The organism is Microbacterium fluvii (assembly GCF_025515205.1).
Classification (GTDB): Bacteria; Actinomycetota; Actinomycetes; order Actinomycetales; family Microbacteriaceae; genus Microbacterium; species Microbacterium fluvii.
Window position 1 is genome coordinate 323,536 of the sequence record NZ_JAOPFX010000002.1, and the last position, 14,522, is coordinate 338,057.

Genomic DNA, 14,522 nt, shown 5'->3' on the forward strand with positions numbered 1-14,522 from the left:
CGCTCAGCCGACTCACTCATAGGTCTCACCGGCCTCGGCCTTGGCCACGAGCGACGCCGGCGGCTCGAAGCGCTCGCCATAGGTCGCCGCGAGCTCGCGCGCCCGCTCGACGAACCCGGGCAGGCCGCCGGAGTACTGATTGACGTACTGCAGCACGCCCCCGGTCCACGCCGGGAACCCGATGCCGTAGATCGAGCCGATGTTGGCATCGGCGACTGAGGTCAGCACGCCCGCGTCGAGGCACGCGATGGCATCCAGAGCCTCGGCGAACAGCATCCGCTCCTGCAGATCCTTCAGCGGCAGCGTCGTGCGACCAGACCCGTACTTCTCGCGCAGCCCCGGCCAGATGCCGGCCCGCCGGCCGTCGACGTAGTCGTAGAACCCCGCGCCGGCCTTGCGGCCTGGGCGCTCGGCGTCGACGACCATCCAGTCCATGACCGCCTCCGACGGATGCTCGACCCACGCCCTGCCGGCTGCCTCCTCGGCCGCGCGCGTCTCGAGGCGGATCTTGCGCGACAGCGAGATCGTGAGCTCGTCGAGCAGCTGCAGCGCACCCGCGGGATAGCCCGCCTGCAGCGCCGCCTGCTCGACCGAGGCCGGCTCGACGCCCTCGCCGACGGCGGCGACCGCCTCGGCGATGAACTGGCCGATCACCCGCGACGTGAAGAAGCCGCGCGAGTCGTTGACGACGATCGGGGTCTTGCGGATCTGCAGCACGTAGTCGAACGTCTTCGCGAGCACCTCGTCGCTCGTGTTGCGCCCCCGCACGATCTCGACGAGCGGCATCTTGTCGACGGGCGAGAAGAAGTGGATGCCGATGAAGTCGTCGCGGCGCTTCACGCCTTCGCTGAGCTCCGTGATCGGCAGGGTCGACGTGTTCGAGCCGAGCACGGCGTCGGGGGCGACGATGTCTTCGATCTCCTGGAAGACGCCCTGCTTGACCGGCACCGACTCGAAGACGGCCTCGATGACGAAGTCGACGCCGGCGAAGTCGGCGGCATCGCCGGTGGGGCGGATGCGGCCCAGCAGCGCATCCGACCGGTCCTGTGTCGTCTTGCCCCGCGCCAGGGCCTTGGCCTCGAGACCCCTGGCGTAGTCCTTGCCCTTCTCGGCGGCCTCGGCCGAGACGTCCTTGAGCACGACGTCGATGCCGGCTTTGGCCGAGACGTAGGCGATCGCAGCCCCCATCATGCCGGCTCCGATCACGCCGACCTTCGTGGCCTGGAACCGGGGGAAGCCCTGCGGGCGCGACGCCCCCGAGTTGATCTGCTGCAGGTCGAAGAAGAACGCCTTGATCATGTTCTTGGCGACCTGGCCGTGCGTGAGCTGCACGAGATAGCGGGTCTCGATCGTCGAGGCCGTGTCGAAGTCGACGTAGGCGCCCTCGACGGCGGCGGCCATGGCGGCGCGCGGCGCCGGCATGGGCGCGCCCTTGAGCTGCTTGCGCAGCAGGGCAGGCATCGCCGGCAGCATCGAGGCGACGCCGGGGGAGGTGGGGGCGCCGCCGGGCAGGCGGAAGCCCTTCTCGTCCCAGGGCTTGACCGGCGCGGGGTTCGCCGCGATCCAGGCCTTCGCGCGGTCGACGAGCTCGGCACCCGGCACGACCTCGTCGATGATCCCGACCGCGAGCGCGTCGTCGGCGCGGAAGCGGGTGGCCGGCAGGATCACGTCCTGCAGGGCGCGCTGGAGTCCCAGCATCCGCACGGTCCTCGTCACGCCGCCGCCGCCGGGGAGGAGGCCGAGCGAGACCTCGGGCAGGCCGAACTGGGCGCCGCGCGCGTCGGAGGCGGCGATGCGGTGGTGGCATGCGAGGGCGACCTCGAGGCCGCCGCCGAGCGCCGTGCCGTTCATCGTCGCGACGACGGGCGTGCCGAGCGTCTCGATGCGGCGCAGCAGCGCCTTGACGTGCTCGATGTGCGCCGTCTCCTCCGCCGACTTCGCGGGGTCGGCCGCGCGCAGCAGGTTGAGGTCGCCGCCGGCGAACCAGCTCTTCTTCGCCGAGGCCAGGATGACCCCCGCGATCCCGTCGCGCTCGGCCTCGAGGCGCTCGACGGTCGCCTCGAGCGCCTGCACGAAGTGCGGGTTCATCGTGTTGACCGCGCTGCCCGGATCGTCCATCGTCACGGTCACGATGCCGTCGGCATCCTGCTCCCACGCGTACCCGTCGTAGCTGATGGATGCTGCGGCCACTGTCGTCTCCTCGTTCATGTCTCTCACACCCGCTCGATCACTGTCGCGATGCCCATGCCCGCGCCCACGCACAGGGTCGCGAGGCCCCGCTTGAGGTCGCGGCGCTCGAGTTCGTCGAGCAGGGTGCCCAGGATCATGGCGCCGGTGGCGCCCAGGGGGTGCCCCATCGCGATGGCGCCGCCGTTGACGTTGACCTTGTCGTCGGGGATGCCGAGGTCCTTCTGCCACTTCATGACGACGGCCGCGAACGCCTCGTTGAGTTCGAACAGGTCGATGTCGTCGGTCGTCAGCCCCGCGCGCTCGAGCGCCTTGCGGGTGGCGGGGGTGGGGCCGGTCAGCATGATGGTCGGCTCGGAGCCGGTGACCGCCGTCGCCACGATGCGGGCGCGGGGCGTGAGGCCGAGGCGCTCGCCGGCCTCCTTCGACCCGACGACCACGAGGGCCGCGCCGTCGACGATGCCCGACGAGTTGCCCGGGCCGTGCACGTGGTCGACCTTCTCGACCCAGTGGTACTTCTGCAGCGCGACGGCGTCGAAGCCGGCCTGGTCGCCGATGCCGGCGAAGCTGGCCGGCAGCGCGCCCAGGCTCTCGACGGTCGAGCCAGGGCGACGGTGCTCGTCGGCGTCGAGCACGAGGACGCCGTTGATGTCGCGCACCGGAACGATCGAGCGGGCGAACCTGCCCTCCTGCCACGCCGTCTCGGCGCGCTCCTGCGATCGGGCGGCGAACGCGTCGACGTCTTCGCGCGAGAAGCCCTCGAGCGTGGCGATGAGGTCGGCGCCGATGCCCTGCGGCACGAAGTAGTTGTCGTAGCCGGTGGTCGGGTCCTGCGCGTAGGCGCCGCCGTCCGAGCCGATCGGCACGCGCGACATCGACTCGACGCCGCCGGCGAGCACGAGGTCTTCGTAGCCCGACGCGACCTTCTGGGCCGCGAGGTTCACGGCCTCCAGGCCCGACGCGCAGAACCGGTTGACCTGCACGCCGGCGACGGTCTCGGGCAGGCCGGCCACGAGCGCCGCCGTGCGCGCGATGTCGCCGCCCTGCTCGCCGACCGGCGACACGACGCCCAGCACGATGTCGTCGATCTGCTCGGCGTCGAGCCCGGGGTTGCGCTCGAGCAGGGCGTCGATGAGGCCGACCACGAGGTCGACGGGCTTGGTCGCGTGCAGCGATCCGCCCCGGTTCTTGCCGCGCGGGGTGCGCACGGCGTCGTAGATGTACGCGTTCGTCATGGGTGTCTCCCTGCTCACAGGCCGAGGTCGCGGCCGACGATCTCTTTCATGATCTCTGTCGTGCCGCCGTAGATGGTGGTGATGCGCGCATCCTGGTAGTCCTGCGCGATGCGGTATTCGAGCATGTAGCCGTAGCCGCCATGCAGCTGCAGGCACCGGTTGACGGTGGTCACGAGCTGCTCGGTCGTCCAGAACTTGGCGGCTGCGGCATCCGTCGCGCTCAACGCGCCCGCGCAGTGCTGGCGGATCGCGGCGTCGATGTAGGCGCGGCTGACGGCCGCGGCCGTCGACATCTCGGCCAGCTCGAACCGGGTGTTCTGGAACGATCCGATGGGCTTGCCGAACGCGGTGCGCTCGGTCACGTAGCCGAGGGTGCGCTCGATGACGCCTTCGGCCGAGGCGACGGCGGCGGCCGCGATCGAGAGGCGCTCCTGCGGCAGGTTGCGCATGAGTCCGAGAAAGCCCGAGCCCTCGTCGCCGAGCAGGTTCGCCGCGGGTACCCGCACGTCGGCGAAGACGAGTTCGCTCGTGTCCTGCGCGTGCAGGCCGATCTTGTCGAGGTTGCGCCCGCGGGTGAACCCCGGCATGCCGTCTTCGACGACCAGCAGGCTGAGGCCGCGGTGCGGGTCGGCGCTCGTGCGCACCGCCACGACGACGAGGTCGGCGTTCTGGCCGTTGGAGATGAAGATCTTCGAGCCGTTGACGACGTAGTCGTCGCCGTCGCGCACCGCCGAGGTGCGGATGCCGGCCAGGTCGCTGCCGGTGCCGGGCTCGGTCATGGCGACCGCGACGATCTTCTCGCCGGCGGCGATGCCGGGCAGCCAGCGCTGCTTCTGCTCGTCGCTGGTCAGCTCGGTGAAGTAGGGGATCACGATGTCGTTCGACAGCGCGATGCCGGCCATGCCGCTCGAGACCGGGTGGCGGGCGAGCTCTTCGCCCATGATCGCGTTGAAGCGGAAGTCGTCGGCGCCGCCGCCGCCGTACTCCTCGGGGATGCCGAAGCCGAGGATGCCCGCCTCCGCGGCGGCCGTGAACAGCTCGCGGTCGACCTTGCCCGCCGCGTCCCACCGCTCGACGTTCGCGCGGGCGTGCTTGTCGACGAAGTCGCGCACGATCTCGCGGAACTGCTCGTGCTCCTCGTCGTACAGGTCTCGGGTCAGCGCCATCGCCGGCATCCCTTCCGCGCCGCGTCGATGCGGCATCCGTTTTTATTATGCATTCAAAAGCGCAGGATGCAAGTGGGCTTCGGTTCTCTGTATGTGTGGCGCTTGCGCGCGGCGCCGAGTTTAATCAAGATGAGAAAATCCGTGGATCGAAGGAGATGCCATGACCGAGGCGGAGTTCGCCGGAAAGGTCGCCGTCGTCACCGGCGCGAGCCGGGGCATCGGGCTGGCGATCGCACAGCGCCTCGCCGCAGGCGGTGCGTCGGTGTGCCTCACGGCCCGTCGCGCCGAGGCGCTCGCCGAGGCGGTCTCGGCGCTGCCCGAGGGGCGCGCGATCGGCGTCGCCGGTGGGGCGGACGACCCCGCCCATCGCGAAGAGGTGTTCGCCGAGGTCGACCGCGCGTTCGGCCGCCTCGACATCCTCGTCAACAACGCCGGCATCAACCCCGTCTACGGGCCGCTCGCGGAGCTCGACCTCGAGGCCGCGAGAAAGATCCTCGAGGTCAACGTCGTCGGCACCCTCGCCTGGACGCAGGGCGCACTGCGCAACGGCCTCGGCGCTCACGGCGCCGGCGCCGTGGTCAACCTGTCGTCGGTCACCGGCGACATGCCGTCGGCCGGCATCGGCTGGTACGGCGTGAGCAAGGCGGCCGTCAGCCACCTCACCCGCACCCTGTCGGTCGAACTCGCCCCCTCGGTGCGCGTCAACGCCGTCGCCCCCGCGGTCGTCAAGACCCGCTTCGCCCGCGCGCTCTACGAGGGGCGGGAAGACGACGTGGCGGCGGAGTATCCGCTCGGCCGGCTCGGGGTGCCCGAAGACGTCGCCGAGACGGTCGCGTTCCTGTGCTCGGAGCGGTCGTCGTGGATCACGGGGCAGGTCGTCACGCTCGACGGCGGGCTGCTCAACGCGGGAGGGACGGCATGACGACGGATGCTGCCACCGCCCTCGCGGCCCGCACACGCGCGTTCGTGCGCGAGGTCGTGATCCCCGCCGAACCCGGGTGGGGCGAGACCCTCGGCGCCGATGTGCTCGACGAGCTGCGCGCGGCCGCCCGCGACGCGGGCGTCTACGCGCCGCACGCCCCGGTCGCCTTCGGCGGGCTGGGGCTGCCCCTGACCGACTGGTCGCCGGTGTTCCAGGAGGCCGGGTACTCGCCGATCGGCCCCGCCGTGCTCAACTGCATGGCTCCCGACGAGGGCAACATGCGCCTGCTCGAAAAGGTCGCCACCCCCGAGCAGCAGGAGCGGTGGCTGCGGCCGCTGGTGGCGGGGAGCATCCGCTCGTCGTTCGCGATGACCGAGCCGCACCCGGGCGCCGGATCCGACCCCGACGCGCTCGCCACGACGGCGCGGCGGGTCGAGGGCGGCTGGGCGATCGACGGCGAGAAGCGGTTCATCTCGGGAGCAGAGGGGGCGGGCTTCGCGATCGTGATGGCCCGCACCGAGGCCGAAGGCGACTTCGAGGCCGGCGCGACGATGCTGCTGACGCCGCTCGATGCCCCCGGTATCACGATCGGCCCGTCGATCCGCACGATCGAGGCGGCGATCGCGGGCGGCCACCCGCACGTGCGGTTCGACGGCGTGTTCGTGCCCGACGCAGAGGTGCTCGGCGACCCCGGTCAGGGCTTCCGCTACGCGCAGGTGCGGCTCGGGCCCGCCCGCCTGACGCACTGCATGCGGTGGCTGGGGCTCGCGCGCCGCTCGTTCGACATCGCGCTCGACCGCGCCAACGCCCGCGAGCTGTTCGGGTCGCCCTTGGCCGACCTCGGCGTCGCGCAGGCGCTGCTGGCCGACAGCGCGATCGACCTCGAGACCGCCGACGCGCTCATCGACAAGGCCGCCCGGGTGCTCGAGACCGACCCCCGAGCGGGGGCGGCGTTGTCGTCGATCGCGAAGGTGCACTGCTCCGAGGCGGTGTGGCGGGTCATCGACCGCGCCGTGCAGCTGTGCGGCGGCGACGGCGTGAGCTCGGGCCTGCCGCTCATCCAGTACCTCAACGAGGTGCGGCCGTTCCGCATCTACGACGGCTCGAGCGAGACCCACCGCTGGGTGATCGCGCGCCGTGCGGCGCGGGCCCGTGCCCGCGAGGTGGCCGCCGGCGAGCCGCGGCGAGACGAGGTGTCGTGAGCGACGACGTCGCCCTGACGCGCGCCGACGCGCAGAGGATGCCGCATCCGCCCCTCTTGGTGATCGAGTCGCTGCGCGAGTATCTGTCGTCGGTGGGGCTCTCGGGCGACCTGTCGTGGGCGCGCATCGGCGACGGGCACTCGAACGTCACCTACGGCCTCGATGTCGGCGCGCGGCGGCTCGTGCTGCGCCGCGGACCGCGCCCGCCGCTGCCGCCGACGACGCACGACATGCTGCGGGAGGCGCGGGTGCAGCGGCTGCTCGCCGATGCCGGCGTGCCGGTGCCGCGCATCGTCGCGGTGTGCGACGACGAAAGCGTGCTGGGCGTGCCGTTCTATCTCATGGAGCGGCTCGACGGGGTCGTGGTGACGGATGCGGTGCCTGCCATGTCCGCGTCGGACCCCGCCGCGATCGCGTGGGCCGCGGTCGACGCCCTCGCCGACCTGCACGCGGTCGACGTGTCGCAGGGCGAGCTCGCGACGCTCGGCCGCCCAGACGGCTATCTCTCGCGCCAGGTGTCGCGGTTCGCGTCGCTGTGGCCGACGGTGTCCAGGCGGTCTTTCGTCGAGGTCGACCGGCTGGCGGAGGGGCTCGCGACGCGCGTGCCGACGTCGGCGCGCGCGTCGGTCGTGCACGGCGACTATCGCATCGGCAACCTGATGCTCGCGCCGGAGGCGCCGGTGCGGGTGCAGGCGATCCTCGACTGGGAGATGGCGACCCTCGGCGATCCGCTCGCCGATCTCGGCTATTTCCTCGCGACCTATGCCGAGCCCGGTGCCGCCGTGACGCCGCTGGAGCTGACGCCGGTCACGCGAGGGGAGGGATTCCCCTCGCGCGCGCAGCTCGCCGAGCGCTACGCCCTGCGCACCGGCGCCGACCTCGGCGCGCTCGGCTGGTATCGGACGCTGGCCCTGTTCAAGGCCGCCGTGTTCTGCGAGGCGATCTACACCCGCTGGTGCGACGGCGAGCGGCCGGGCGACGAGTTCGCGCCCCGGCTGGCAGAGGGCGTTCCCCTGCTGCTGCGGGAGGCCGAACGCGAGGCGCGGGGCTCGTAGTCGGTGCGACTGAGTCTCAAGAAATGCGAGACTGGGTCGCACCTCCTAGAATGAAGATCCCCCAGAAGGAGAACCGATGAAGATCGTCGTGCTGGTCAAAGAAGTCCCGGATACGTACGGAGATCGCAAGCTCTCGCTCGAGACGGGGCTTGCCGACCGCGAGGCGTCTGACCGGGTGCTCGACGAGATCGGCGAGCGTGCTCTCGAGGTGGCGCTGTCGTACGCCGACGCCAACGCGGGCACCGAGGTCGTCGTGGTGTCGATGACGCCGGAGGCTTCTGCGGCGACGGTGCGCAAGGGACTCGCGATGGGTGCTGCATCCGCCCTGCAGGTCGTCGACGGCGCCCTCGCCGGTGCGGATCTGTCGCTGACCGCCGAGGTGCTGGCCGCCGCGGTGCAGCGGGTCGGGTTCGACGTGGTGATCACGGGCAACCAGTCCACCGACGGGTCGGGCGGTGTGCTGCCGGCGATGCTCGCCGAGCGCCTGGGTGTGCCGCAGGCGACGGCGCTGACGTCGGTGTCTCTGACCGATTCGGCCGTGTCGGGAACGCGGGCGACCGACTTCGGGGTGGCGCAGGTCGAGGCCGCGCTGCCGGCGGTGATCTCGATCACCGAGGCGCTGCCCGATGCGCGGTTCCCGAACTTCAAGGGGATCATGGCGGCCAAGAAGAAGCCGTTCGAGACGGTGTCGCTGGCCGACCTCGGCGTCGATGCCGAGCGCCTGGATGCGCCGCGGTCGATCATGACGGCGGTGGCCGAGAAGCCGGCGCGCGGCGCGGGCGTGAAGATCGTCGACGAGGGCGATGCGGGCGACAAGCTCGCCGCCTTCCTGATCGAGAACCGACTGGCGTAAGGGGTCATGGCGATGGGTTTTGCTGCAGATGCGGTTCTCGTTCTTCTCGAGGTGACCCCCGGGGGCGAGCTGGCGAAGTCGTCGGCCGGGCTGCTGGGCGCCGCCGCATCGGTCGGGTCGCCGGTGGCTCTGGTTGTGGCCGGCGAGGCGCGGCATGAGGCGCTGGCGGCGGATGCTGCCGCCCTCGGCGCCGCCTCGGTGCTGGTGGCGGGCCTGGGAGGCGCCGACACGGCGCTGACGGTGCCGCTGGTCGACGCACTGTCGGCGGCGCACGCGCTGGTGGCGCCGGATGCGGTTCTGATCTCGAACTCGATCGAGGGCCGCGATGTCGCCGGCCGGTTCGCGGCGCGTGCGGGGCTCGGGATCGCGGTGGATGCGGTGGGTGTGATCCGCGACGACCTCGGCGTGCTGGCGCAGCACTCCGTCTACGGCGGCGCGTACAACGTGGAATCCTCGGTGACGTTCGGGGCCCCGGTGATCACGATGCGTCAGGGTGCGATCGAGGCGCGGGCCGACGCGCAGCCGGTGGTGTCGCAGGTGCTGGAGGTGGCGGCATCCGGGGCGCCTGCCGCGACGATCGTGTCGTTCGACGAGGCCGTCGCGACGTCGTCCCGGCCCGAGCTGCGCGGTGCGGCGAAGGTCGTCTCGGGCGGGCGAGGCCTCGGCTCGGAGGAGAAGTTCGACCTCGTCGGGCAGCTCGCCGACGCGCTGGGCGCCGCGGTGGGCGCGTCGCGCGCGGCGGTCGACGCCGGCTACATCCCGTACGCGCACCAGGTCGGACAGACCGGGGTATCGGTGTCGCCGCAGCTGTATGTCGCGCTCGGCATCAGCGGTGCGATCCAGCACAAGGCGGGCATGCAGACGGCGAAGACGATCGTCGCGATCAACAAAGACGCCGAGGCCCCGATCTTCGAGATCGCCGACTTCGGCGTCGTCGGAGACCTGTTCACCGTCGTACCGCAGCTGATCGCGGCGCTCGAGGCGAAGAAGAAGGCCTGACCTGTGGCGACCTACGGTTCCGCGCTGCGCCGCGGGCTGCCCCGCGTCGCCGCCGGCGACCCCTGGCCGCCGGCAGGCGTCGCGCCGGTCGCTGCCCAGTCGTCATCTTCTGCGGCCGCGGAGGCAGCCGAGTCGCACTATAGGGCGACCGACGCCGCGGTGCCGGCGGCTCAGTCGTCACAGATGGCGACCGCGGATGCTGCGGAGTCGCCGTTTACGACGACTGAAGCGAGCGTGCCGGCTGGTCCCTCGGTTCAGTCGTCACAGATGGCGACCGCGGATGCTGCGGAGTCGCCGTTTACGACGACTGAAGCGGCAGCCGCTGCTCCCGTGACCGTGCGTCGTGGGCTGCCCCGGGTGCCCGGCGGCGAGCCGTGGCCGCCCGCGTCGTTCGCGGCGGTCGGGGCGGCAGCATCCGCATCTGTCTCCGCAGCCGATCCGCCCGCTGCCGTCGCAGCTTCCGCTCCCGACACCTCCCGCGACATGGCGGCTTCGGTCGTTGCGGACGCCGCGCAGCGACGGGAGGTGCCATATCGCGGTGCCGATGGCGAGCCACAGGCGGCGGATGCTGCCGACGCTCCCGCGGTGCGCCGCGGGCTTCCGCGGGTGGCCGGTGGCGAGCCGTGGCCTCCGGCGGAGTTCACCGCGCGGCGGCCAGGTGCGGCAGCATCCGCCGTCGCATCGACTGTCGTCGCAGGGACCGAGACCACTTCCGCCGCCCAGACCACCGCTCCGGCCGCGCCCGCAGCACCCGCCGCAGCACCCGCCGCCCCCCAAACGCCCGCGGAGTTGGCAGGTTCGGTCGCCGCTGAGGCCGCGCAGCGGCAGGAGGTGTCAACTCGCGAGACCGAGACGACGGCCGTCGCGACCGTGCGCGAGCCGCTGCCGTTCACGCCCACGGTGTGGGCGGGCGCGAACGCGTTCACACGCCCCGCACCCAAGCCCGAGCCGAGGCGCATCGGCCCGTTCACGCGCCTGCAGTGGGCGGGCGCAGTCATCATCGGCGGCGCCGGGATGCTGTTCGCCGCGGCGATGGTGGTGTTCTTCGTCCGCTGGTTCATCTCGCTGGAGTTCATGCAGGACTTCCTGACGACCTACCCCGGCGAGTACCACCTTCCCGAGACGGCTCCGGTGGGGCTTCCCGCGTGGATCGGCTGGCAGCACTTCTTCAACGTGTTCCTGATGGTGCTGATCATCCGCAGCGGCCTGCAGGTGCGGAACGAGAAGCGCCCGTCGGTGTTCTGGGCGCCCAAGAAAGACCCCAAGGGCAAGATCAGCCTCGCGCTGTGGTTCCACCAGGGCCTCGACATCCTGTGGCTGGTCAACGGGGTCGTGTTCGTGGCGCTGCTGTTCGTCACGGGGCAGTGGATGCGGATCGTCCCCACCAGCTGGGAGGTCTTCCCCAACGCGATCAGCGCCGCCCTGCAGTACGTGTCGCTGGACTGGCCCACCGAGAACGGCTGGGTCAACTACAACTCGCTGCAGCAGCTCGCCTACTTCACGACCGTGTTCATCGCGGCGCCGCTGGCCGCGATCACCGGCTACCGCATGACGAAGATGTGGCCGAAGAACGCCAAGACGCTCAGCCGCATCTATCCGGTCGAGTGGGCGCGGGCCGTGCACTTCCCGGTGATGATCTTCTTCGTGCTGTTCATCATCGTGCACGTCACGCTCGTGTTCGCCACGGGTGCCCTGCGCAACCTCAACCACATGTACGGCGCGCAGGATGCGGTCAATTGGACCGGATTCTGGATCTTCGCCGCATCCATGCTGGTGATCGCGGGCGGCTGGGTCGCGGCGCGCCCGCTCGTGCTCGCCCCCATCGCCCGCCTGTTCGGAAACGTCAGCGGTCGCTGAGACCCGCCCTCCATCCGCCGAAACCCACCTCCCAGACCGAGACCGCGCCCGCAGGGGTGGGTTTCGCTCTGAAAGTTGGGTTTCGCGGATGCGGGGCGCACATGCACCGGGGCGGGCGTCGGCGGATGCGGGGGTCGGCCGGGGGATAACCCCACCGCAATCGTCCGGCCACCCCCGAGGCGCGGCGGCGGCCCCGCGGCCTACCGTGGGGGCATGACTTCGGAAACCACCGCCCGACCACCCCGCACCGTCACGTCGCCACTCGCGATCGCGGGCGCCGTGGCGCAGCTCGTGGCCGTCGGCGTGGTCGGATCGGTCGCGTTCGGGATGCTGTTCCTCCTTCTCGGACTCGGCCTCGGTCTTCTCCCCGTGCTCGGCATCGGCCTGCTGCTGCTGATCGCCCTCGTCTACGCGATGTACGCCCTGGCCTGGGTCGAGGGCGCCCGAGTGGAGGGCCTGTACCGCTTCGGCATCCCGCCGCTGCGGGCCCGCCACAGTGGTCGCCCCGGGTTCGGCGGGTTCCTCCGCACGATCTGGCAGCAGTTCATTGACCCCGGCATGTGGCGGGGCATCGCGAACGCCGCCGTCTCGACGATCCTCGGCGTCATCACGCTGTCGCTGACCACCCTCGTCTTCTCGGGTCTCGTTCTGGCACTGGCGCCCGCGATCGCCGAGACCGACACCGTTCGGCTCTATCGCCCCCCGATCGACGTGCCCACCGCCTGGGCGACGGTCATCGGGCTCATCATCGCGATCGTCGCGTTCGCCGCCGTCGTGGGTCTCGCGATCGTGCACGGCGTCGTCTCGCGGGCGATCCTGGTGCCCAGCCGCGAGGCGCAGCTGACCGAGCAGGCCCGCACTTCGCAGACCCAGCGGGCCGGCGCCGTGCGTGCCGCCGAAGTCGAGCGCACCCGCATCGAACGCGATCTGCACGACGGAGTCCAGCCCCGGCTCGTCTCGATCGGCATGACCCTGGGCATGGCCCAGCAGAAGGTCGACTCCGATCCCGACGCGGCCAAGGCGCTCATCGCCGAGGCGCACACCTCGACCAAAGCGGCGGTGACCGAGCTCCGGCAGCTGGCCCGCGGCATCCACACGTCCGTCCTCGACGACCGCGGCCTCGACGCGGCGCTGTCGGCGCTCGCCGGCCGCTCGCACATCCCCGTGGCCCTCGACGTGCGCCTCACCGAGCGCTGCAGCCGGGCCGCCGAAGCCGCCGTGTACTTCGTCATCGCCGAGGCCCTCACCAACGCCGCGAAGCACTCGCGGGCGGGCGAGGTGCGCGTGGTCGTGCGTCAGCGCGACGGCGGGATGCTGTGGGCCAAGGTCGAAGACAACGGCATCGGCGGCGCCCAGATCGCCGCAGGCGGTGGCCTCGACGGCATCGCGAACCGCGTGCTGGGGGTGGGCGGCACGTTCCGCCTCGACAGCCCCGTCGGCGGCCCGACCACGGTGGAGGTGAGCGTGCCGTGCGCATTCTGATCTGCGAAGACTCCGTGCTGCTGCGCGAGGGGCTCGTGCGGCTGCTCGAGGACTCCGGCCACGAGGTGGTCGCCGCCCTCCCCGACGCGACGGCCCTCGACGAGGCGGTCGGGCAGAGCGACCCCGAGCTGTGCATCCTCGACGTGCGCCTCCCCCCGACCCACACCGACGAGGGCATCCGTGCGGCGCTCCGCCTGCGCGCCGCCCGCCCCGAGCTGCCGGTGCTCGTGCTCTCGCAGTACGTCGAAGAGCGCTACGCCGCCGACCTCATCGCCGGCAACGGCGGAGCGCTCGGCTATCTGCTGAAAGACCGCGTCGCCGACGTCGCCGAGTTCGTCGACACCGTCGAGCGCATCGGCGCGGGGGCCACCGTGTTCGACCCCGAGGTCGTCGCGCAGCTGCTGAGCCGTCGTTCTCTCGACGAGCGGATGCGGCGACTCACCGACCGCGAATCGACGGTGCTCGCCCTCGTGGCCGAGGGCAAGTCGAATCAGGCGATCGCCAAGGCGCTGTTCGTCACCGAGGGCAGCGTCGAGAAGCACATCACCTCGGTGTTCCAGAAGCTCGACCTCGAGCCCGACGACGGCAACCGCCGCGTGCTGGCGGTGCTCGCCCATCTCGAGCACGGCGGCACCCCCACGACAGGAGACCAGCGATGACCACGATCACCCCTCCGCCCGTTCCGCCGCTGCCGCCGCAGGTCGATCGACCGCAGGAGGCCGCGCCGAGTGGGCGCCCGCATCCGGCCGCCACGGTGATCGCGGTGCTCGCGATCGTGCTCGGCGCGCTCATCGTCGCGGGGGCGGCGACCGGCGCGATCGTCGGCGGGATCGCCGCCGCGAGCGTGCGCACCGACACCCGCACCGTGACGGCGGCGGGCCTCGGCGACCTCGACCTGGACGTGTCGGCAGGAGATGTCAGCGTCGAATACGGCGACGTCGCCGAGATCACCCTCGACGTCACGAGCACCCTCGGCGCCGACGCCTGGACGTTCGAGCGCGACGGCGAGACCCTGCGGGTGCGCACCCCCGACGGCTTCCTCGGCCTTGCGTGGGTGTTCGGCGGCAACGGCAGCGCCGTGATCACTCTGCCCTCGGCGCTCGAGACGCAGCTGCTCGACGCCGATCTCAACCTGTCGGCCGGCTCTTTGACCGCCGCGGGCACCTTCGGCACGCTCGACGCGACCGTCAGCGCCGGCAGCCTCGAGGTCGACGGCGCGGTGAGCTCGCTCGCCACCGACGTCAGCGCCGGCAGCGCGCAGCTCGAGCTCGCCTCGGTCGACGACGCCCAGCTGTCGGTGAGCGCCGGCGAGCTCGTCGCCGAGTTCACGGGCACGGCGCCACGCTCGGTCGCCCTCGACCTCAGCGCGGGCTCGCTCGAACTGACCGTGCCCGACGAGGTCTACGACGTGCAGGTCGACGTGTCGGCCGGCGAGCTGCGCAACCATCTCGACACCTCGGTCGGCTCGGGGCACCAGATCACCGGTCAGATCTCGGCCGGCGACGCCGTGCTGCGCGCCGGCAGCTGACCCGACGCGGGCGCCGCGGCCACACAGGTCGCTGAC

The 14,522-nt window shown here is 71.6% G+C and carries 12 protein-coding genes; 9 read left to right on the forward strand and 3 right to left on the reverse strand.

The features are described from left to right. Positions 1–12 precede the first annotated feature (12 nt). The 3 genes from OAW74_RS10175 to OAW74_RS10185 are packed head-to-tail and all read right to left on the reverse strand — an operon-like array spanning position 13 to position 4,588. Entirely contained in the window at positions 13–2,190 is a 2,178-nt protein-coding gene (locus OAW74_RS10175; RefSeq protein WP_316250217.1) for a 3-hydroxyacyl-CoA dehydrogenase NAD-binding domain-containing protein, read from the reverse strand. Between the two features lie 23 nt (positions 2,191–2,213). Beyond that, positions 2,214–3,422: an acetyl-CoA C-acetyltransferase gene (locus tag OAW74_RS10180; protein ID WP_262874250.1), complete on the reverse strand. Its 1,209-nt coding sequence runs from the start codon at positions 3,420–3,422 to the stop codon at positions 2,214–2,216. Between the two features lie 14 nt (positions 3,423–3,436). Continuing rightward, positions 3,437–4,588, reverse strand: coding sequence for an acyl-CoA dehydrogenase family protein (locus OAW74_RS10185; RefSeq protein ID WP_316250218.1), 1,152 nt, complete (start codon positions 4,586–4,588; stop codon positions 3,437–3,439). A 160-nt stretch (positions 4,589–4,748) separates the two neighbouring features. Between OAW74_RS10185 and OAW74_RS10190 the strand changes: the two genes are divergently transcribed. The 9 genes from OAW74_RS10190 to OAW74_RS10230 all read left to right on the forward strand — a co-directional run bounded on the left by OAW74_RS10190 (position 4,749) and on the right by OAW74_RS10230 (position 14,486). After that, entirely contained in the window at positions 4,749–5,510 is a 762-nt protein-coding gene (locus OAW74_RS10190; RefSeq protein WP_262874251.1) for an SDR family oxidoreductase, read from the forward strand. Further along, entirely contained in the window at positions 5,507–6,712 is a 1,206-nt protein-coding gene (locus tag OAW74_RS10195) for an acyl-CoA dehydrogenase family protein (protein WP_262874252.1), read from the forward strand. Before OAW74_RS10190 ends, OAW74_RS10195 begins: the two co-directional genes overlap by 4 nt. Beyond that, positions 6,709–7,767, forward strand: a complete 1,059-nt coding sequence (locus OAW74_RS10200; protein ID WP_262874253.1) for a phosphotransferase family protein — start codon at positions 6,709–6,711, stop codon at positions 7,765–7,767. Before OAW74_RS10195 ends, OAW74_RS10200 begins: the two co-directional genes overlap by 4 nt. 76 nt (positions 7,768–7,843) lie before the next feature. Further along, the gene (locus OAW74_RS10205) at positions 7,844–8,620 is read left to right on the forward strand and encodes an electron transfer flavoprotein subunit beta/FixA family protein (protein ID WP_262874254.1); all 777 of its coding nucleotides are present in this window, start codon (positions 7,844–7,846) and stop codon (positions 8,618–8,620) included. A 12-nt stretch (positions 8,621–8,632) separates the two neighbouring features. Continuing rightward, positions 8,633–9,619: an electron transfer flavoprotein subunit alpha/FixB family protein gene (locus OAW74_RS10210; protein ID WP_262874255.1), complete on the forward strand. Its 987-nt coding sequence runs from the start codon at positions 8,633–8,635 to the stop codon at positions 9,617–9,619. A 330-nt stretch (positions 9,620–9,949) separates the two neighbouring features. After that, a complete protein-coding gene (locus tag OAW74_RS10215; protein WP_316250219.1) occupies positions 9,950–11,476 on the forward strand; it encodes a cytochrome b/b6 domain-containing protein in 1,527 nt (508 codons plus the stop codon). A gap of 213 nt (positions 11,477–11,689) precedes the next feature. After that, positions 11,690–12,958, forward strand: a complete 1,269-nt coding sequence (locus tag OAW74_RS10220; RefSeq protein ID WP_262874257.1) for a sensor histidine kinase — start codon at positions 11,690–11,692, stop codon at positions 12,956–12,958. After that, positions 12,946–13,617, forward strand: coding sequence for a response regulator (locus OAW74_RS10225; RefSeq protein ID WP_262874258.1), 672 nt, complete (start codon positions 12,946–12,948; stop codon positions 13,615–13,617). Before OAW74_RS10220 ends, OAW74_RS10225 begins: the two co-directional genes overlap by 13 nt. After that, a complete protein-coding gene (locus OAW74_RS10230) occupies positions 13,614–14,486 on the forward strand; it encodes a DUF4097 family beta strand repeat-containing protein (protein ID WP_262874259.1) in 873 nt (290 codons plus the stop codon). Before OAW74_RS10225 ends, OAW74_RS10230 begins: the two co-directional genes overlap by 4 nt. Positions 14,487–14,522 lie beyond the last annotated feature (36 nt).

Excerpts from the sequence above, each read along its gene's own strand:
- OAW74_RS10220 (WP_262874257.1), top strand. The coding sequence starts at position 11,690 with ATGACTTCGGAAACCACCGCCCGACCACCCCGCACCGTCACGTCGCCA.
- OAW74_RS10230 (WP_262874259.1), top strand. The coding sequence starts at position 13,614 with ATGACCACGATCACCCCTCCGCCCGTTCCGCCGCTGCCGCCGCAGGTC.
- OAW74_RS10180 (WP_262874250.1), bottom strand. The coding sequence starts at position 3,422 with ATGACGAACGCGTACATCTACGACGCCGTGCGCACCCCGCGCGGCAAG.
- OAW74_RS10195 (WP_262874252.1), top strand. The coding sequence starts at position 5,507 with ATGACGACGGATGCTGCCACCGCCCTCGCGGCCCGCACACGCGCGTTC.
- OAW74_RS10190 (WP_262874251.1), top strand. The coding sequence starts at position 4,749 with ATGACCGAGGCGGAGTTCGCCGGAAAGGTCGCCGTCGTCACCGGCGCG.
- OAW74_RS10185 (WP_316250218.1), bottom strand. The coding sequence starts at position 4,588 with ATGGCGCTGACCCGAGACCTGTACGACGAGGAGCACGAGCAGTTCCGC.
- OAW74_RS10205 (WP_262874254.1), top strand. The coding sequence starts at position 7,844 with ATGAAGATCGTCGTGCTGGTCAAAGAAGTCCCGGATACGTACGGAGAT.
- OAW74_RS10210 (WP_262874255.1), top strand. The coding sequence starts at position 8,633 with ATGGGTTTTGCTGCAGATGCGGTTCTCGTTCTTCTCGAGGTGACCCCC.